At 51.6% G+C, this 15,715-nt stretch carries 17 protein-coding genes and 2 pseudogenes; 10 read left to right on the forward strand and 9 right to left on the reverse strand.

Annotation, left to right across the window (positions count from 1 at the left end; translation table 11 throughout):
• Window positions 1-59: 59 nt before the first annotated feature.
• Window positions 60-695, forward strand: a complete 636-nt coding sequence (locus tag DB847_RS17165; protein ID WP_159084707.1) for a CerR family C-terminal domain-containing protein — start codon at window positions 60-62, stop codon at window positions 693-695.
• Between the two features lie 81 nt (window positions 696-776).
• Here DB847_RS17165 and DB847_RS17170 read toward each other — a convergent pair whose 3' ends face one another.
• The 7 genes from DB847_RS17170 to DB847_RS17200 all read right to left on the reverse strand — a co-directional run bounded on the left by DB847_RS17170 (window position 777) and on the right by DB847_RS17200 (window position 7,417).
• Window positions 777-1,451, reverse strand: coding sequence for a hypothetical protein (locus DB847_RS17170; RefSeq protein WP_108651803.1), 675 nt, complete (start codon window positions 1,449-1,451; stop codon window positions 777-779).
• Between the two features lie 253 nt (window positions 1,452-1,704).
• Window positions 1,705-2,046 carry a hypothetical protein gene (locus tag DB847_RS17175; protein ID WP_159084708.1) on the reverse strand — a complete coding sequence of 114 codons (342 nt, stop codon included), beginning with the start codon at window positions 2,044-2,046 and terminating at the stop codon, window positions 1,705-1,707.
• A gap of 227 nt (window positions 2,047-2,273) precedes the next feature.
• Window positions 2,274-3,284: a phospholipase D-like domain-containing protein gene (locus tag DB847_RS17180; protein ID WP_108651805.1), complete on the reverse strand. Its 1,011-nt coding sequence runs from the start codon at window positions 3,282-3,284 to the stop codon at window positions 2,274-2,276.
• 729 nt (window positions 3,285-4,013) lie between these two features.
• On the reverse strand, window positions 4,014-4,313 hold the full coding sequence (locus tag DB847_RS17185) for a hypothetical protein (RefSeq protein WP_108651806.1): 300 nt from the start codon (window positions 4,311-4,313) through the stop codon (window positions 4,014-4,016).
• A gap of 132 nt (window positions 4,314-4,445) precedes the next feature.
• A complete protein-coding gene (locus tag DB847_RS17190) occupies window positions 4,446-5,555 on the reverse strand; it encodes an ABC transporter permease (RefSeq protein WP_234418422.1) in 1,110 nt (369 codons plus the stop codon).
• A complete protein-coding gene (locus DB847_RS17195) occupies window positions 5,552-6,481 on the reverse strand; it encodes an ABC transporter ATP-binding protein (protein ID WP_108651807.1) in 930 nt (309 codons plus the stop codon). The genes DB847_RS17190 and DB847_RS17195 overlap by 4 nt, the downstream gene beginning before the upstream one ends.
• 9 nt (window positions 6,482-6,490) lie before the next feature.
• Complete coding sequence (locus DB847_RS17200; protein WP_159084709.1) at window positions 6,491-7,417, reverse strand: HlyD family secretion protein; 927 nt, start codon at window positions 7,415-7,417, stop codon at window positions 6,491-6,493.
• Between the two features lie 157 nt (window positions 7,418-7,574).
• Between DB847_RS17200 and DB847_RS17205 the strand changes: the two genes are divergently transcribed.
• Both DB847_RS17205 and DB847_RS17210 read left to right on the forward strand, forming a co-directional pair.
• On the forward strand, window positions 7,575-7,799 hold the full coding sequence (locus DB847_RS17205; RefSeq protein ID WP_159084710.1) for a hypothetical protein: 225 nt from the start codon (window positions 7,575-7,577) through the stop codon (window positions 7,797-7,799).
• Window positions 7,796-9,394, forward strand: coding sequence for a pyridoxal phosphate-dependent decarboxylase family protein (locus tag DB847_RS17210; protein ID WP_108651810.1), 1,599 nt, complete (start codon window positions 7,796-7,798; stop codon window positions 9,392-9,394). Before DB847_RS17205 ends, DB847_RS17210 begins: the two co-directional genes overlap by 4 nt.
• Before the next feature lie 309 nt (window positions 9,395-9,703).
• On the opposite strand, the gene DB847_RS17215 is transcribed toward DB847_RS17210, so the two are convergent.
• Window positions 9,704-10,159, reverse strand: a complete 456-nt coding sequence (locus tag DB847_RS17215; protein WP_108651811.1) for a universal stress protein — start codon at window positions 10,157-10,159, stop codon at window positions 9,704-9,706.
• Between the two features lie 99 nt (window positions 10,160-10,258).
• On the reverse strand, window positions 10,259-10,444 hold the full coding sequence (locus DB847_RS24490; RefSeq protein ID WP_159084711.1) for a hypothetical protein: 186 nt from the start codon (window positions 10,442-10,444) through the stop codon (window positions 10,259-10,261).
• A 297-nt stretch (window positions 10,445-10,741) separates the two neighbouring features.
• On the opposite strand from DB847_RS24490, the gene DB847_RS17220 reads away from it, so the two are divergent.
• The 7 genes and pseudogenes from DB847_RS17220 to DB847_RS17255 all read left to right on the forward strand — a co-directional run bounded on the left by DB847_RS17220 (window position 10,742) and on the right by DB847_RS17255 (window position 15,713).
• Window positions 10,742-11,140 carry a DUF2170 family protein gene (locus tag DB847_RS17220; RefSeq protein WP_108651812.1) on the forward strand — a complete coding sequence of 133 codons (399 nt, stop codon included), beginning with the start codon at window positions 10,742-10,744 and terminating at the stop codon, window positions 11,138-11,140.
• A gap of 3 nt (window positions 11,141-11,143) precedes the next feature.
• Entirely contained in the window at window positions 11,144-11,833 is a 690-nt protein-coding gene (locus tag DB847_RS17225; protein ID WP_108651813.1) for a PspA/IM30 family protein, read from the forward strand.
• Entirely contained in the window at window positions 11,833-12,873 is a 1,041-nt protein-coding gene (locus DB847_RS17230; RefSeq protein WP_108651814.1) for a potassium channel protein, read from the forward strand. Before DB847_RS17225 ends, DB847_RS17230 begins: the two co-directional genes overlap by 1 nt.
• On the forward strand, window positions 12,866-13,498 hold the full coding sequence (locus DB847_RS17235; protein WP_108651815.1) for a YjfK family protein: 633 nt from the start codon (window positions 12,866-12,868) through the stop codon (window positions 13,496-13,498). Before DB847_RS17230 ends, DB847_RS17235 begins: the two co-directional genes overlap by 8 nt.
• A gap of 17 nt (window positions 13,499-13,515) precedes the next feature.
• Window positions 13,516-13,932: a DUF350 domain-containing protein gene (locus DB847_RS17240; RefSeq protein WP_108651816.1), complete on the forward strand. Its 417-nt coding sequence runs from the start codon at window positions 13,516-13,518 to the stop codon at window positions 13,930-13,932.
• A gap of 179 nt (window positions 13,933-14,111) precedes the next feature.
• Window positions 14,112-14,548 (forward strand): annotated as a pseudogene (locus tag DB847_RS17250) (DUF1190 domain-containing protein).
• Window positions 14,549-14,622: 74 nt separating this feature from the next.
• Window positions 14,623-15,713, forward strand: a pseudogene (locus tag DB847_RS17255) (glutathionylspermidine synthase family protein).
• Window positions 15,714-15,715: the final 2 nt, after the last annotated feature.

The raw sequence follows: 15,715 nt of genomic DNA on the forward strand, positions 1-15,715 counted from the left end.
AAGAGTTAAATCAATTGATTTAAAATCGGCAATCAGTGAATGAACAAAGTGTGCCGGATATGAGCAAACGAGAACAAAGTAAGCAGCGGCTCCTTGAAGCGGGCCTGAATGTCTTCTCCAGATATGGCTACCTCGGTGCCACCACCCGCACCATAGCTCAGGAAGCACAGACCAATATCTCAGTCATCGCTTACCACTTTGGCAATAAAGAGGGGCTATATCATGCGGTGATTGAATCTTTTATCTCAGACATTACCGAACAGCTGGGTCCCGTGGTCTTTCATCTTGGACTCCTGCTCAACGAAAGTCACCCTAAGAGCTATTACCAGGACAAGCTGATCCTGCTATTGAGTAATATCACCCTAGCCACCCTTGACCCTGTCACTAAGAAAATTGGCTCGATCATGATCCAGGAGCAGATCAACCCCTCTGCCGCGGCTGATATCATCTTCGAACGCTATACCAGCCAGATGCTGGGGCTGGTCAAGTTGCTACTGGCAAAGATTACGGATCTCAGTGAGGATGAATCCACTATTCTGGCACAGTGCCTTATCGGCGAAGCCTTGATGTTTAACATCATGAATGTGAATCTAACCCGGATGCTTGAGGTGACAAAAATTGGAGAAAAGCAGGTTCAATTGCTGCAAAAGATTATCGCCAAACAGGTGAAAAGCTATCTCACAGAAGAGTCATAATGAGGCAGAGCTCTGATCCGCAGCAGCTGGCTCAGGGGTGACTCCTGAGCCAGCTGCTTTATCGGTTGAAAACCGCAGAAGCTATAGATAACTGGGATTATTGACGATAGGTGCATCTACAGGTTTTTCAGCCGGTTTGGCTGCACCCTGAGCAGATGGCGCTGTTGCCTGGTCCGCTGGGGCAGGTGCTGGCTTGACAGGTGCGGGAGCAGGCTTGGCTGGCACCACTTCTGGCTTAATGGCCGGTGCTGGTTTAACCGCCACTTCCTGATTCACAGGTGCCTTGGTGGCCTTCTTGGTTTGAGCCGGGGTTGACGGCTCTTTTAGCTCCACCAACTCGCCCGAAACAAAGACACACTCCCGGCGCTTTTCACTCTTGAAAAAGCCTCCTACCGTGCGATGCTCGGTTCGTTGCTCAACCCGCACATTGACCAGGAGATCGCCATCAATCCCCTGCTTTTGGCCGTTACGGATCGCGTTATCCATCGCCCGTTGCATCACATTCTCTTTGGGTCCCCGTAGATAAGCAAGGGTCTTAGGATCAACCTCATAGCAGGCCTTGCCTGTGACCAGAGAGCGGTTGGCAGCCAGCTTATCGTAATCAAGACCCCGGACATCAAAGGAGGAAGCGGCAGTGAAATGCCCCAGCAGCTGGTTACTATCGGGTGGGTTAGAGGCGCATCCTCCAATGAATAGGGCCCCGGCGGCTACCAGCAGAGCCCCGAGATGTGGGCCCGCTACAGATAATCCTTTCATCAATGATTCCCCTGTGATGCTGAAAACACCCCTAAGTGTATCCTTTAAGCCCCTTGATTGCAGCCCGGGAATGGAGTCCGGATGCTATAAGAGTGAAGTCATTCAAATCCCCAATCTGCCAGCCACCGGTATCGGGAATAAGGGTAAGCTGCCCAAGGTATGGCACCGAAGGCGAAAGGCAAGCCAAAGGAGTCATCATGGACAAAAATCGTAACGACCAGGTGACTTAACTGTTATTTGGGCAAGGGGCTTATTAGTTGCGAGTGATAGGCTCCAGAATCTCCATGATCTCCGCAGGCCTGAACTCGACCAACTTCCCTTCATCTTCAGGTAGCGGGCTCCCCTCTGTGCCTGAGCGGCGATAATTGATCCCAGGGATAATCACTTCCACCCTACCCTTGAGACGATCGGGCTTGATCTGAGTAATGGTGACCAGATAGCAGTAGGTTTGGCTCTCTCGGCTGAGCCAAACATCGCGTTGATTGGAGCTGGTACTGAAATAGAGATCCTGGATACGAAATCCAGGTTGGTGAATATCCCAAAGCTGATCCTGAACAGACAGCCCCGTATGCGTGCTCACAGTATCCTTTGTCATCATCCTATTGCTCCGTCGTACTTCCCATGTACCACTGCACTTCACATGTCTGTCGCAAGAAGCTTTCAAGCTTCAGCTGGAACAATCATACATCTAAGTATGGACAGCTAACTATCAGTTTTGCTTAATTTTTATTCCCAGCCTGTTAAATCTATCAGGGTAAGGATAATCTTTCAGGATCAGTATGAGCCAGCGCTAGCTGGCTCGGCTGGGACATTCAATATCCTTTAATTCAGCGCCATCGGCTGCTGCCCACTCACCAGCTCACTAACCGGATAATGAGGTGCCGCCATATCCTGCTTCAGGGTTGAGGCAAGTGTCTCAATCACTCCGGGATCGGCTGTGATGATCCCAAGCTCGCGATTTTTATTCAAAGAGTTGCTGGTAAAGTTTTCTGAACCGATAAACGCCCTGTGAGAATCAGCCAGGATCGCTTTGGCGTGAATAAACGGAGAGTCATCTCCGAGGATCTGCAGTTTCGCCCCCTGATCATAGAGGCTCAGCAGACAATCCCGGCTCCAGGAAAATGGGTCTTTACTCACAATGATGGTGACCCTGACACCCCGATCCAGAGCCCGGTAGAGGGCTGATACTACATCCGGATCTGTCATCTCAAGAGCGTAGATATCCAGGCTGGAGCTGGCACTGTCGATGAGACGGACCAGTGAAGAATCGGCATTGATCGGGCTCCATACCAGCTGGCTCCGGGACAGCGCCTCTGGGCTCAGGCTTGGGAGCTGATGCAACCAGTCTTTTTCAAAGACGGCCGCTATCTGCTTGACCTGCTCACGCTCATCGGTCAGCACCATGAAATTACGGGTGTTCGGATAGTGATCAAATGTCATGTTTCCGGTACTGATGAGAGCCTGCTGATCATCAAAAATAAAGGTTTTTTGATGGGTATAGGTAAAGTCCGGATTACTGGTTTTCACCTCAACCCCCTCGTCTCGAAATGATTTGATAGCAGCCGTGACCGAGCTGTAGTCCCCATGAGTCCGCGAGGTAAAGAGCACCCGAACTTTTACCCCACGTTGCTCTGCCTGACCTAAGGCCTGGATCAGCACGGGATCGGTAAATTGATAGATCACCACGTCGATTTGCCGACGACTTTGATGGATCAAATTGAGGATCGGCTCCTGCATCGCCTGGGGTTCAACAAAGAGTGTTTGTTTAGCAAACACAGGGAGACTGGTGAGAAATAATAACAGTAGCACAGAGAGTTTTTTTAAAGACAACATGGTTCAATCCTTGATTGTTTTAATTATTTCTATGATCAAGATCTCAAATATGAATGATTTGTAAGTTAGGTCGGGCAAATAGTCATGCGAGCAACTCTGCCGCTTTGACATATTGCTTCTGCATTTTTTATTGTGCCGAATATGTCTTAAACTGACTTTTCATAGTGAGATTGAAGATATTGATATCTCTAAATAGCTGTCCTATTCATGCTACATCTGTTGATGTGTGCCAGTAGACACGCTATGAATCCACCCATGGAAACTTCATCTGGTCATCCATGACGCAGAGGCCCAGCTTATTCACAACTCAACTACCGCCCCAGTAATCTACGATTTGGAATAGATATTTAGGATAAGCTCAATATCCGCCATGCATGCTGAAGAAGTTTTAACTGGTTTTCAAGACAACTGAGGATCTGATTTTCCAAAAACAGAAAAATAGGGACAAAAATATAAATTAGTGGCGTCACTGCATTTTGATAGCTCGCCAATATATAAATAGCCAAAGGGATTATTATTCACCTTAAGCGGAATAATAATCCTTTTATCTGAGCTTGATTATATTAATCATGGGTTATGTCTCAGATCCATTGCTCATACAAAGGTGTACTGATTTCAAGGTCACCAACCTTCTGCCGCAGGGATGCGGCAGCAGAGGTTCCATGGAAGGATACACACCGTGTTGGTGAGACATGAAATCAGACATCAACAACAGATGTGAAACACTACCTAATCATGAAGCTCCCAGCGCTCGATCAGCCCCTCGGCGAACTCATCTCCCAAATATTGGTTCGATTTGATCCCTTGGCGGGCAAGATCCAACATCAGATAAAGAGCCTCGGATAAGCGGTTATCAGTCTCCTGGCTCAGAGCATTGATGCAGGAGTGGAGATCACAACGAAACCTGTGATGCCACAGGTTAATCGCCAATTCACCAAAACAGCGACGCTGCATCGCCAGCTCCTTAAGGCGTTCCAGCGCCAAAACCTGCTGCCCGCTAAGCTCAAGCTGTGAGTCCTGAATTTTCATCTCTTTCTCCTTCTAAATTTCCTCAAGCTATCTTTTCAGGAAACACACTCTGTGGCAACCAGAGCTCAGGTTTGAGAGTCCTAGTCACCTGACAAGGCTACTCCAGGGTCTGCCGATAGCGGGTCAGGCCAATCACCCCCACCACCAGCATAAAAGCGAGGATGGGCCATAGTTGGGGCAATAGCTCAATAAACCCGTTGCCCTTGAGCATGATCCCCGCACAACCCTCAGGAAATGGGTGACAGGCAGTACCTCACCAATCCACTGAGCCCACTGCGGCATCCCCAAAAATGGGAACATAAAACCGGAAAGCAGGATCGATGGTAAAAAGAAGAAGAAGGTCATCTGCATCGCCTGTAGCTGGTTCTTTGCCAGGGTCGAAAAGGTGATCCCCATCATCAAATTTGCCGCGATGAAAGGTAGCCCAGCCAGAGCCAGCATCCACAAGCTGCCGCGCATCGGAACCGCAAACAGCACTATGGCTGAGATATAGATAAGTGCCATCTGGATATAACCTACCAATAGATAGGGTATGATCTTACCTATCATCACCTGCAGTGGCCGCACCGGTGTCGCCAGCAAGCTCTCCATGGTGCCACGCTCTCGCTCACGGGTAATCGCCAGGGAAGTCACCATCACCATGGTCATGGTTAAAATGACCCCCATCAGACCCGGCACTATATTGTATTGAGTCTTCTGCTCCGGGTTATATTTCTGATGCACGATGAGCTGAAACGGCTCGGCCTTGGGATTGAGATAGCCCAATCCATCCCGTGAGAAGGACTCATCAAACACCTGGCTCGCTAATTGCTCCAGGGTATTCACCGCATTGCCGGTCGAGCCGGGATCCGAGGCATCCGCCACCACCAGGATCTCTGGGCGCTTTTTGGCAATCATCTCATGGGTAAAGCCTGCGGGGATCTCAACCACAAACAGGGCATCCCCCCGGGCCAGACTTTGCTGGGCCTGCGCAAGGGAGCCATCGGTGGAGACGATTTTAAAATAGTTGGTATTCTCCATGGCGGTGATCAGAGTTCGCACCTGGGGCGACTGATCCTGAGTGACCACTATGGTCGGCAGCTGCTTAGGGTTGGTGTTTACCGCATAACCAAACAGGATCAGCTGGAGTACCGGGATCCCGAGCACCATAGCGATGGTAACCTTATCACGCTTGAGCTGTAAAAACTCCTTGATAACGATCGCCCACAAGCGCCGCAGATAGAGTGCAATTTGCTGAGTCATGAGAAGTTATCCTCCTGAGTCTGCATCAGGTGCATGAAGACATCCTCCAATCCCGGGGGGATCGATCTTAACGTAAAGCCATCCCCGGCGACCGCCTGCAACCTTTGCAACAACCCGGATCCTCGATTAGCGCTGACATGAAGCTTCTGACCAAAGGTTGCGACCTGGAGTACTTGAGGGATCTGCTGCAAGCGAGTACTCAGCTCGCGTAACCCCTCACCCGTCACCTCCAGCGTCTCAATGCCAGCCTTGTCTATCACCTCCCGAACACTTCCATTGACCAGCATATTGCCATAGGCGATGTAGGCCAGCTTGTTACACTGCTCGGCCTCATCCATATAGTGGGTACTCACCAAGGTGGTGATCCCCTGATCGGAGAGCCGGTGGATCTCATCCCAGAAGTCACGACGAGCGGTGGGATCGACCCCAGCCGTCGGCTCATCCAAAAGCAACAGCTCAGGCTCATGGATAGTCGCCGCTGCCAGCGCCAGTCGCTGCTTCCAGCCACCCGATAAATTTCCCGCCAGCTGCTTTTTACGCCGCCGACCGATTCCCAGGCGCTCGATGGCTCCAGCAACCCGCTGTTTTCGACGGTCAACATCAAACAGGCGCCCGATAAAATCCAGGTTCTCCTCAATACTGAGATCCTCATACAGGGAGAACTTCTGGGTCATGTAACCCACCCGGCACTTGATCTCTTCAGATTGCTCCAACACATCATAGCCAAGACAGCTCCCCTGTCCGGCATCCGGTGTCATCAGGCCACACAGCATCCGAATCGTGGTGGTTTTCCCCGAGCCGTTGGGTCCAAGAAAACCATAAACATCTCCTCGTTGAACCTTGAGGGCCACATCATTGACCACCCGTCGGCCATCGAAACTCTTGGTGATCCCACTCACATCGATCACCCAATCCTGAGTACTCATCATGACTCCTTACAAGATGACACTGATAGGTTGCCCCGGATGCCAGGACTGCTCTTTGGTGAGCACGGGCTTGGCCTCGATGCGATAAACCAGGCTGGAGCGGGTCTGCTCGCTGTAGATCACCGGCGGTGTATACTCGGCCTTGGGTGAGATATAGCTGACATGAGCCAGGTAATCTTTGTGGGAGTGGTCGATGCGAAAGTGAACCGCCTCACCGAGCTGAAGATCACTAAGCTCAGTTTCCGGGACATAAAAGATCAGTTTGATTTGAGATGGCACCAAGACAGAAACCACGGGTGAATAGGCCTGCACCTGCTCCCCCCTCTGATAATAACGATCATAGATGAATCCATTATCCGGCGACTGGATCTGTGACTGAGCCAGATCCCAACTGGCCTGTTTGACCTCACTTTGGGCCACCTTGACCGATGCTTGTGCCGACTGGAGCTGTCCCTGGCGACCCACTGCCTGCTCGGACAGTTTTAACTGTGCCTTGAGCGCAGCAACGGCGGCCTGACTCTGCTCTGCAGCCGATTGTTGCTGCTGATACTCCTGAAATGAGATCAGCTTACGCTGATACATGCTCTTGGCCCGCTGATAGTTCGCCTGATCATAACGCGCCTTAGCCTGAGATTCATTGAGCTGTGCCCTGAGATTTGCGATCTCCGGAGCCCGTTTACTCGCCTTCAGATCCCTAAGGGTAGCCTGGGCCTGTGCCAACTTAGCCAAAGCCTCCTGCTGCTTATAGTGCAGCGGCTGACTATCAAGCTCGAACAGGGTTTGACCTGCTTTGACCAGCTCCCCCTTCACTGCGGGCAGAGCAGTGAGCTGACCACTAACCGGGCTGGAAACATAGGTCAAGTCCGCCTCAACATAGCCCTGTGCACTTGGCTGCCCCGTGCCACAACCTGTCAAAAGCGACGCCAGTAAGGCCATCGCGGCCCCCACACTCCACCTGAAATATCTGTTGCCAGTCAGCATCTTCGTCTCCGAACTCTTCAACTCATCATAAGGTCACAACCAAACTAATGAGGCACAAATTAAATCATTTGATTTAATTAATCAAGTGATTGAAATTGAACTCAGGGCTCGGATGCAACTCGTCAAAATTCAGGCAGTTGGGAAAAAACCGGAAAACATATCCCCAAACCTGGCAATAACGGAAATAAAAACAAATATTTTCAATAAATTAGCTGTTCAGGCTGGCTTTTTGCTTAATCAGGGAGGCAACCAGATAGCCGCTCTGCTGGCTCATCTGAACAAAGAATTCAGCCCCAGAGGTACGGGAGGAAATAACCTGGCAGGGAGCCGAACATGACAACACAACAGCAAATTAGACAGTTTTTTCAGTCCCCACAAACCCATGACAACCGAATTAGCCAGCTTTTGGAATACGCCCTGAAAATCCTGGATGGGCAGCGCCACGGCACACGGATTGGCCAATATGAATCCACTGACTATGAGGAGCTTGCGGCTCAGAGTCATTTTCCTGAATCGCTGAGCGATGAGCAGAAGGTATTGGATCTGTTGCTGGAGCTCTACCAGGGAGTCGCGCTGCTAGAGCACCCGATGACCCAGGCCAATGTGCTCCCTCCTCCCTCAACGCTGTCTGTGGTCGCGGATGCACTGAGTGCCCGCTTCAATGAAAACAGTATCTGGGATTACTTTGGAATCAGCGCAGCCCGCGCCGAGGTAATGGCCGTTGCCATGATGGCCGATCTCATCGGCTACTCCAAAACCGCGGCCTCAGGGCTTTTCACCTTTGGTGGCAGCGGCTGTAATCTTTACGCTACCCGGATCGGTATTGAGAAGGCATGCCCAAACGCCAAGCAGCAGGGTCTGCATCAGAAGGTTCAGCTGTTTTGCTCTGAACACTCCCACTACAGTATTAAGTCGGCCGCAATGTGGAGTGGTATCGGGCTGGATAATATTCGCCCCATCCCCTGTCATCTGGATAACACCCTGGATATTGATGCTCTGGAAAGAGCGATGGAAGCGAGTATAGCTGAAGGAGCCAGGATTGGTACCCTGTTCGCCACCATGGGAACCACAGATGCCTTTGCCCTGGATCCCCTGCAAGAGATGCATCAGTTAAAGCTTAAATTTGAAAAGCGTGTGGGCTACTCAATCCATCTGCATGCCGACGCCGTCATCGGTTGGCCTTACCTCACCTTTGATCAAGCAAGCATTGCAAAGCTGCCAAAAGAGCTTCAAAGCGGGGTTTTGGCCATTAGCAACGCCATCACCGAGCTTAAGCTGGCAGACTCTATCGGCATCGATTTTCACAAGACCGGCTGGGCCCCCTATATCTGTAGCCTGCTGATGGTCAAAGATGAAGCTGATCTGCTGAGTCTTGCCAAGTCCAAGGCTCAGATGCCCTATCTCTACCATGATGAAGGCCATCAGCCCGGAACCTTTACCCTGGAAAGCTCACGGCCTAATTATGCCCTCAAGGCTCTGGCCAACATGCTGCTTCTGGGAAAGGCCGGATACCGCCAGCTGCTGACCCACCTGCTGCAGACGGCCCACCAGCTGAGACAAAAAATCGCCTCGCGTCGGGAGATGGCGGTATTAAATGAGCAAAACCCCGCCTTTGTCACCAACTTTAGGATCTATCCCCCGCTATTTGGCAGCCAGGGTGGACGCGAGCTATTCAGGCTTGAGCAATCCGGTGAGCTAACAAAGCAGCAGACTCTGGAGGTGAACGACTATAACCGCAGGATCGCCGAGCTGTTATTCCAGCAGTCGACCCGGGATGGGGGACCGTTGATCTCTTTCACCCAGAGCTACCAAACGACTCCCCAGGGGATCCCGATCCTGGCCCTTAAATCCTACCCGATGAGCCCCTTCATCGAAGCGCAGCATATGCAGGAGTTACTCACCCAGATCGATCAGATCAAACAACTCCTATAACCAGCCAAAGGGGATCCATCTGTGATCCCCTGAAGATTATTGAGGGTGTTTGATTCCTTGTGGGCACCGGCCTTAAATCTCACTAAGAAACTGTGTAAATCTGTCCCTGGAGTCTTTGCTGGCAAGACAATCATTCCTTATCTACCAGCTCGGTATCTCTACCTTGAAACCTCTGCTGCCGCATCCCTGCGGCACAAGCCCGGTAACCTTGAAATCAGGACATCCCAGGATAAACAACGGATCTGAAACGTCACCGTCGATGTTAGCTCCCTCATCGGACTGAAAGTAACTTAATTCAGATCATAAAACCTAAAATGTTGGCTCTGACTTTTTAGGTTGAACCGGGACAACAAGACGATCACATGAGACATGATTCAGTAATTTACTCGCGGTTGAAAAAAGAAAATCAAAGAGCCCAGAATAATGAGAGTGGATTAAAAGATCAAAGTTAAACTTATTGATAAGCTGAGGTATTTTATCACTCACTCTTCCCGAGACAATCATTTGATGCTCGAATTCAAACTTAGCACAGGATACTAAATCTCGCATTTTCTGCTCTTTATCGTCTATCTCAAAGGGAATATAGATATTAGGATCGAACTGTACCGCAACAGGAAAGCCAGCACCAGCAGGGCTATCTATACAGGGGTAAACATGGACCAGTGACGCCTTGCTTTGGTATACCCGGGCAACCGAAATTGCTTTAGATATGAGTTGTTCGTTATCTTTTTCAAGATCAATGTAGATCAAAATATTTTTATACATTCTACATCCTTATTAATCTTACATAACTTGTTTTCTTATATTATGTATGATTAAACTTAAATCCCATTTAATTGCTTTCCGACCCGATAGGTGTCCCATTCATGATTTTACCTCCCAATATTCACAAATAGAGAGTAAATCACTAATAACATAATTAAGCTCAATTCGACTTACTCTATAGGGTAACAGCGTAGAAAAAGCCTCTACTAGCTCATCATATTGACTAATTGCCTGGCTATTTCGAGCCGTTGAACGCTGATAGTGTGCTAAAAATATTTCAATCATCATTTTCCTCCCTGAAAATCGAAAACATGGCTAAGCCATGAATCCTTCTAACCATGCTAGCCCAATGCCATCAAGCCTCAAATGGGTCATTCCCCTAAGTTAACTTATCCATAAGAGATCCCTCCTCTGTGCCCGGAGTTGCTCATAAAATCTACCTCAAGCAGATTCCAGTGAATGAATCTGCAGCGACTCGAGTGAAATTGCATGTGAGTTCTCCGCAAACACTTTTCATCCCGGCTATTTCCAGACACTATAGGCAGTGTGAAAAAACCAAGGAACTTGAAGAAGGAATCAACGATGGAAGAACTTCAACTGAAAATCAGAGATTACCTGGCTGAGCAGCACCCGGAGTGGAGCATCTCACAGGAGCAGGATACCCTGGTGATCGATAACAACGAGGGGCTTGAGGCCTTTCTGGCGGTTTCCGGAGAGCAGATCCTGATCGAGAGCCTGCTGTTTCCCGTCACTGCAGTCAAGGATCCAAATGCCTTTAATGCCACGGTTCTAAGGACCCATAAGCTGTTCCCGCTGTCGACCGTTGGCATCTCCACCATAAATGGTGATGAGTATTACAGCGCCTTTGGTGCCCTGTCGGCCCAATCCAAGCTGGAGAGTATCTCCATTGAGGTTGCAGCGCTGTTCAATAACGTCGAAGCCTTTGTCGAGTTTTATCAAGATTACCTAGCAGGAGCCTAACCCATGAGTGTTTGGAGCAAGATTTTTACCGCCATCAAGGGCGGGGTGAACGAAACCGCAGAGAGTATCGCCGACAGCCAGGCGCTGCGGATCCTGGAGCAGGAGATCCGCGAGGCCAAAGAGGAGCTGCGCCGCTCGGATGAATCTCTGGTGAGCATCATGGCAAAGGGCAAGATGGCCCAGCAGAAGGTTGATGCCCTGCAGAGCAGCATCGGCGAGTATGAGGAGCACGCCCGTCAGGCCGTCGCCAAAGGCGAACAACAGCTGGCCCTGGAGTGTGCCCAACGTGTTGGCAAGCTCAAGGGTGAGATGGAGGGTGAACAGGCATACCGGGAGCAGTTTGCTCAGTCGGAGCAGACCCTGCGCAATAACATCGCTCAGGCCAAAGATAAGCTTAAACAGCTCGAGCAGCAGCTGGATATTGTCAAGGCTACCGAAACCGTACAGAAAGCCCAGGCCGCCGTCTCCTCACGCAATGTCGGGGCCAATGCTAAGATGCGCACCGCGGTCGAGTCTCTGGATCGGATCAAGCAAAAGCAGGCGGAGCGTCAGGCACAGCTGGAGGCCTCCGCCGAGCAGGCGGCCGAAGAGTCCGGGGATGCCCTGGAGAAAAAACTGCAGCAGGCCGGGATCTCTTCTGGTGGCACAAGCTCAGCCGAAGATGAGCTGGCACGGATCCTCGGAAACAAATAATGACAGTCTGGCTCTTGCTCAAACGCTGGGTCAGAAGTCGAGTCTATCAGCTGACCACGGGGCGCAACCTGCTGCTGGCGGTATTGCTCTATGCCCTGGTGATCTGGCTCCTGCTGGTCAGCGCAGGTGAACAACAACTCACTCAATCTATACCCGGTTACCTGTATTGGCTGGTTGTGACCGCTTCCACCGTGGGCTATGGGGATCTCTCCCCGACCACTGAGATCGGCCGGCTGCTGGTTGCTCTGTTGGTGATCCCTTTTGGACTGGGCCTTTTTGCCGCCTGTGTCGGACGGATCGCCGCCTGGGTGGTGCATCACTGGCAGCGCGGATTATTAGGAGAACGAACCTTGAAGATCAAAGACCATGTGATCGTTGTCGGCTGGAATGGACAGCGTACCCTGCGTCTGCTAAGGATGCTGCTCCGAGAAGAGCGGAATCGGCGTCGAATCGTCCTTTGCGTATTAAAGGATATTCAAAACCCGCTCCCCGATGAAATTGACTTTGTTAAAGTTGAAAGCTTTACCAATGCCGATGAGATGGAGCGAGCCGGGATCCGCGATGCCTCCTGCATCATTCTCGACAACCCGGAAGATGATATGACCCTGTCGGCGGCTCTGTTTTGTGTGAGCCTTAACCCTCAGGCACATCTGCTGGCCCACTTTAAGGATGAGGCTCTCAGCGAGCTTTTAAAACAACACTGCCCCAATGTGGAGTCGGTCCCCTCGGTTGCCGTGGAGATGCTGGCCAAGGCCGCCATCGATCCAGGCTCCAGCGCCCTTATTCATGAACTGCTTAATACCCACACCGGGATGACCCAGTACTCGGTGCAATACCCCAGGGAGCAGCCGGCCACCACCCTGGGCGCCCTGCTGATGGGATTCAAGGAGCACTATGATGCAACCCTGATCGGGCTTAAAAATAACGGCAGCATGCTGGTCAACCCGGGTCTGAAAGAGCCGATCCTGCCGGGCTCATTACTCTTCTATATCGCCGATGAGCGGGTTGTGGATATCGATTGGAGCAAACTCAATGTTTGATCTGTTTAAGAAGAAAAAAAATAATCCAACCCCTAAGGTCCCGGAGATCCTGGGACTACGCCTGGGGGGCGCCATCGAGCTGGATGCGTTGCGGCTAAAGCTCATCGAACCCAAGCTCATCTTCGAAGGAGCCAGCTCCAAGCAGCTGATCCAGGCGGTCGGCGAGGTCAGACTGGATGAATCATCACGGCTGCTGCGCTTTTACACCGATGATGATGGCTTTATTCAGGTGCTGCTCCAGGGTGGCAATACCGATGCCCATGTGGTGGATGTGAAACTGTGGTACTACTACGATACCCGGCCCCTCGATGAAGCCAGCGAGTGGGAAGATCTGTTGGAAAGCGGCATCGTCAAGCCAAACTGGCAGCTTGAGGGACACAGTTTTTCTCCGACCTGGCCTAACACCCGTCCGGTGGCCGTCACCGAACATACCTGGAGCGAGGATGGCACCCGTAGCGAGACCGATCAATTCATGATGCTCTATGAGCGCCAGGCCGATGATGAGCTGGCGGAATTTGTGCTGATCTCAGCCGAAGAAAAATTTTATCAAAACCAACCCGAGCGCGCCCTGGTACTCAGTACCGGTATCAACCTGGGACCGGTTGATTTTAGCGTGATTGGATAACCTGGAGATTTATAATAATGCAGATGCTTGCTCACTCTCTGGCTGGAATCGCTCCTTTTGCAGCCTACTTTGTTCTGTCTCTTGTCTTCCTGCTCCTGTTCAAATGGATCTATGTGATCATCACTCCCTATGATGAGTGGAAGCTCATCAAAGAGGATCGCAATACCGCCGCGGCGATCGCCTTCTCGGGGGCCATTCTGGGGTATAGCGTCGCGATTGCCGGGGCCGCGAAGAACTCGGTGAATGTGGTGGATTTTATTGTGTGGGCGGTGGTGGCCCTGATTGCTCAGCTCATCGCCTTTGCCATTGTGCGCTTTGGCCTGATGCCTAAGCTCATCGAGCGGATCAACAATGCCGAGATCTCAGCCGGCATAGTGTTAGCCGCGGTCTCCCTGTGTGTAGGACTGCTCAATGCAGCCTGTATGTCCTACTAGGAGGAGCCATGAAACGCAGCAAGAAGATCTCCCTGCGGCGCATCGGTGAGAGACGCCGCTTTGCCTTGGCGCCGGTCAGCCTGGCCGTCGCCAGTGCGGTATTGCTCACCGCCTGTGACAGTGAAAAGCCGATGTACTTCCAATCGGTCAATGATTGCAGCGATCAGTATCCGGATCAGATGCAGCAGTGCGAGCTTGCTTATAAGCAGGCACTGGCCGAGGCCGCGCAAACCGCCCCGAAATACCAGAATATGGCGGCCTGTGCCGCCGACTTTGGTGACAACAGCTGTGTCCAATCCCCTCAGGTGGCTGGTTTATGCCGATGATGGCAGGCTTCATGTTTGGCCGGGTCTATAACTGGGGACGCTTTGGTTACGACTACAACTACTCCCCGGCTTATCGGCGCCACTCGATGGGAACCACTATTTTTAATCCAGGGGGCAGCTATCGAACCACCACCACCCATAAATCCGGTGAGGTGTGGCATCCTAAACCCAAGGCGGTGCGAACCATCTCCCGGGGTGGCTTCGGCTCCACGGCTTCAGCAAAGTCAAGCTGGGGCAGCAGTCGTAGCTGGGGAAGTAGTCGTTCCAGCAGCCATGGTTGGGGGGGCTGATGTTTCGTCGCGATAATCCCGAACGTCCTCGCTGGCGGGATCAGGCCAAGGAGCTCGGATTTGGCTTTCATACTATGTATGGCGAACCTTACTGGGATGAGACCGCTTACTATCAGTTCAGCCTCAGGCAGATAGAGCAGGAGCTTGAAGATCCAACGGCCGAGCTACATCAGATGTGCCTGGAGGTGGTCAATACCGTGGTCCGCGACGAGCAGTGGTTGGAGAAGTTCCAGATCCCATCCATGATGTGGCAGCAGGTCTATGACTCCTGGCAACGTGGCGATCCCTCACTCTATTCCCGACTCGATCTGGCCTATAATGGTCAGGGCCCGGCCAAACTCTATGAGAACAATGCCGACACCCCACCAGCCTCTATGAAACAGGGTTCTGGCAGTGGTTGTGGCTGGAAGATAACGTCAACCTGGGGCGAGTGCGCCGCGATGCCGATCAATTCAACCTGCTGCAGGAGGCATTGATCCGCCGCTTCAGGGAGCTCAAACCCATGTATCCCGGGCAACGTCTCTATTTTTCCTGCTGTCAGGACAGCATAGAGGATCGTGGAACCGTCCAGTATCTGCAAGATTGTGCCGATGAAGCGGGCCTGGAAACCGGCTTTGTCTATGTCGAAGAGATCGGCCTGGGTGAGGGTGGCTACTTTACCGATACCCGGGATCAGGTGATCGAGTGGATGTTTAAGCTCTATCCCTGGGAGTTTATGTTCCGCGAAGCCTATGCAGAAAACCTGGCAACCGCCGGCGTTAACTGGCTGGAGCCGATGTGGAAGTCGGTGCTCTCCAACAAGGCGCTGCTGCCGATGCTATGGAAGATGTTTCCGGGGCATCCAAACCTGCTACCGGCTTACTTTGCCGATGATCCCAAGTGCAGTGAACTTTCAAGCTTTGTGCGAAAGCCGCTGTTCTCCCGCGAAGGAGCCAATATCCAGATCAGCCGTGATGGTCAGTCCCTGGCGCAAAGCGACGGCCCCTATGGTGAAGAGGGGATGATCATCCAGGCCTATCATCCCCTTCCCAAGTTTGGGGATAACTATGCGCTTATCGGCAGCTGGCTGGTCAATGACGAGCCGGTGGGGATCGCCCTTCGTGAAGATACCGGGCTCATCACCCAGGATCTCTCCCGCTATATTCCCCACATCATTCTCGATTAATT

It is taken from the genome of Dongshaea marina (genome assembly GCF_003072645.1).
Lineage (GTDB): Bacteria > Pseudomonadota > Gammaproteobacteria > Enterobacterales > Aeromonadaceae > Dongshaea > Dongshaea marina.

What these genes read in the sequence shown, in the direction of transcription:
- DB847_RS17165 (WP_159084707.1), top strand. Translation starts at nt 60, where the DNA reads ATGAGCAAACGAGAACAAAGTAAGCAGCGGCTCCTTGAAGCGGGCCTG.
- DB847_RS17170 (WP_108651803.1), bottom strand. Translation starts at nt 1,451, where the DNA reads ATGAAAGGATTATCTGTAGCGGGCCCACATCTCGGGGCTCTGCTGGTA.
- DB847_RS17175 (WP_159084708.1), bottom strand. Translation starts at nt 2,046, where the DNA reads ATGACAAAGGATACTGTGAGCACGCATACGGGGCTGTCTGTTCAGGAT.
- DB847_RS17180 (WP_108651805.1), bottom strand. Translation starts at nt 3,284, where the DNA reads ATGTTGTCTTTAAAAAAACTCTCTGTGCTACTGTTATTATTTCTCACC.
- DB847_RS17185 (WP_108651806.1), bottom strand. Translation starts at nt 4,313, where the DNA reads ATGAAAATTCAGGACTCACAGCTTGAGCTTAGCGGGCAGCAGGTTTTG.
- DB847_RS17190 (WP_234418422.1), bottom strand. Translation starts at nt 5,555, where the DNA reads ATGACTCAGCAAATTGCACTCTATCTGCGGCGCTTGTGGGCGATCGTT.
- DB847_RS17195 (WP_108651807.1), bottom strand. Translation starts at nt 6,481, where the DNA reads ATGAGTACTCAGGATTGGGTGATCGATGTGAGTGGGATCACCAAGAGT.
- DB847_RS17200 (WP_159084709.1), bottom strand. Translation starts at nt 7,417, where the DNA reads ATGGCCTTACTGGCGTCGCTTTTGACAGGTTGTGGCACGGGGCAGCCA.
- DB847_RS17205 (WP_159084710.1), top strand. Translation starts at nt 7,575, where the DNA reads ATGCAACTCGTCAAAATTCAGGCAGTTGGGAAAAAACCGGAAAACATA.
- DB847_RS17210 (WP_108651810.1), top strand. Translation starts at nt 7,796, where the DNA reads ATGACAACACAACAGCAAATTAGACAGTTTTTTCAGTCCCCACAAACC.
- DB847_RS17215 (WP_108651811.1), bottom strand. Translation starts at nt 10,159, where the DNA reads ATGTATAAAAATATTTTGATCTACATTGATCTTGAAAAAGATAACGAA.
- DB847_RS24490 (WP_159084711.1), bottom strand. Translation starts at nt 10,444, where the DNA reads ATGATTGAAATATTTTTAGCACACTATCAGCGTTCAACGGCTCGAAAT.
- DB847_RS17220 (WP_108651812.1), top strand. Translation starts at nt 10,742, where the DNA reads ATGGAAGAACTTCAACTGAAAATCAGAGATTACCTGGCTGAGCAGCAC.
- DB847_RS17225 (WP_108651813.1), top strand. Translation starts at nt 11,144, where the DNA reads ATGAGTGTTTGGAGCAAGATTTTTACCGCCATCAAGGGCGGGGTGAAC.
- DB847_RS17230 (WP_108651814.1), top strand. Translation starts at nt 11,833, where the DNA reads ATGACAGTCTGGCTCTTGCTCAAACGCTGGGTCAGAAGTCGAGTCTAT.
- DB847_RS17235 (WP_108651815.1), top strand. Translation starts at nt 12,866, where the DNA reads ATGTTTGATCTGTTTAAGAAGAAAAAAAATAATCCAACCCCTAAGGTC.
- DB847_RS17240 (WP_108651816.1), top strand. Translation starts at nt 13,516, where the DNA reads ATGCAGATGCTTGCTCACTCTCTGGCTGGAATCGCTCCTTTTGCAGCC.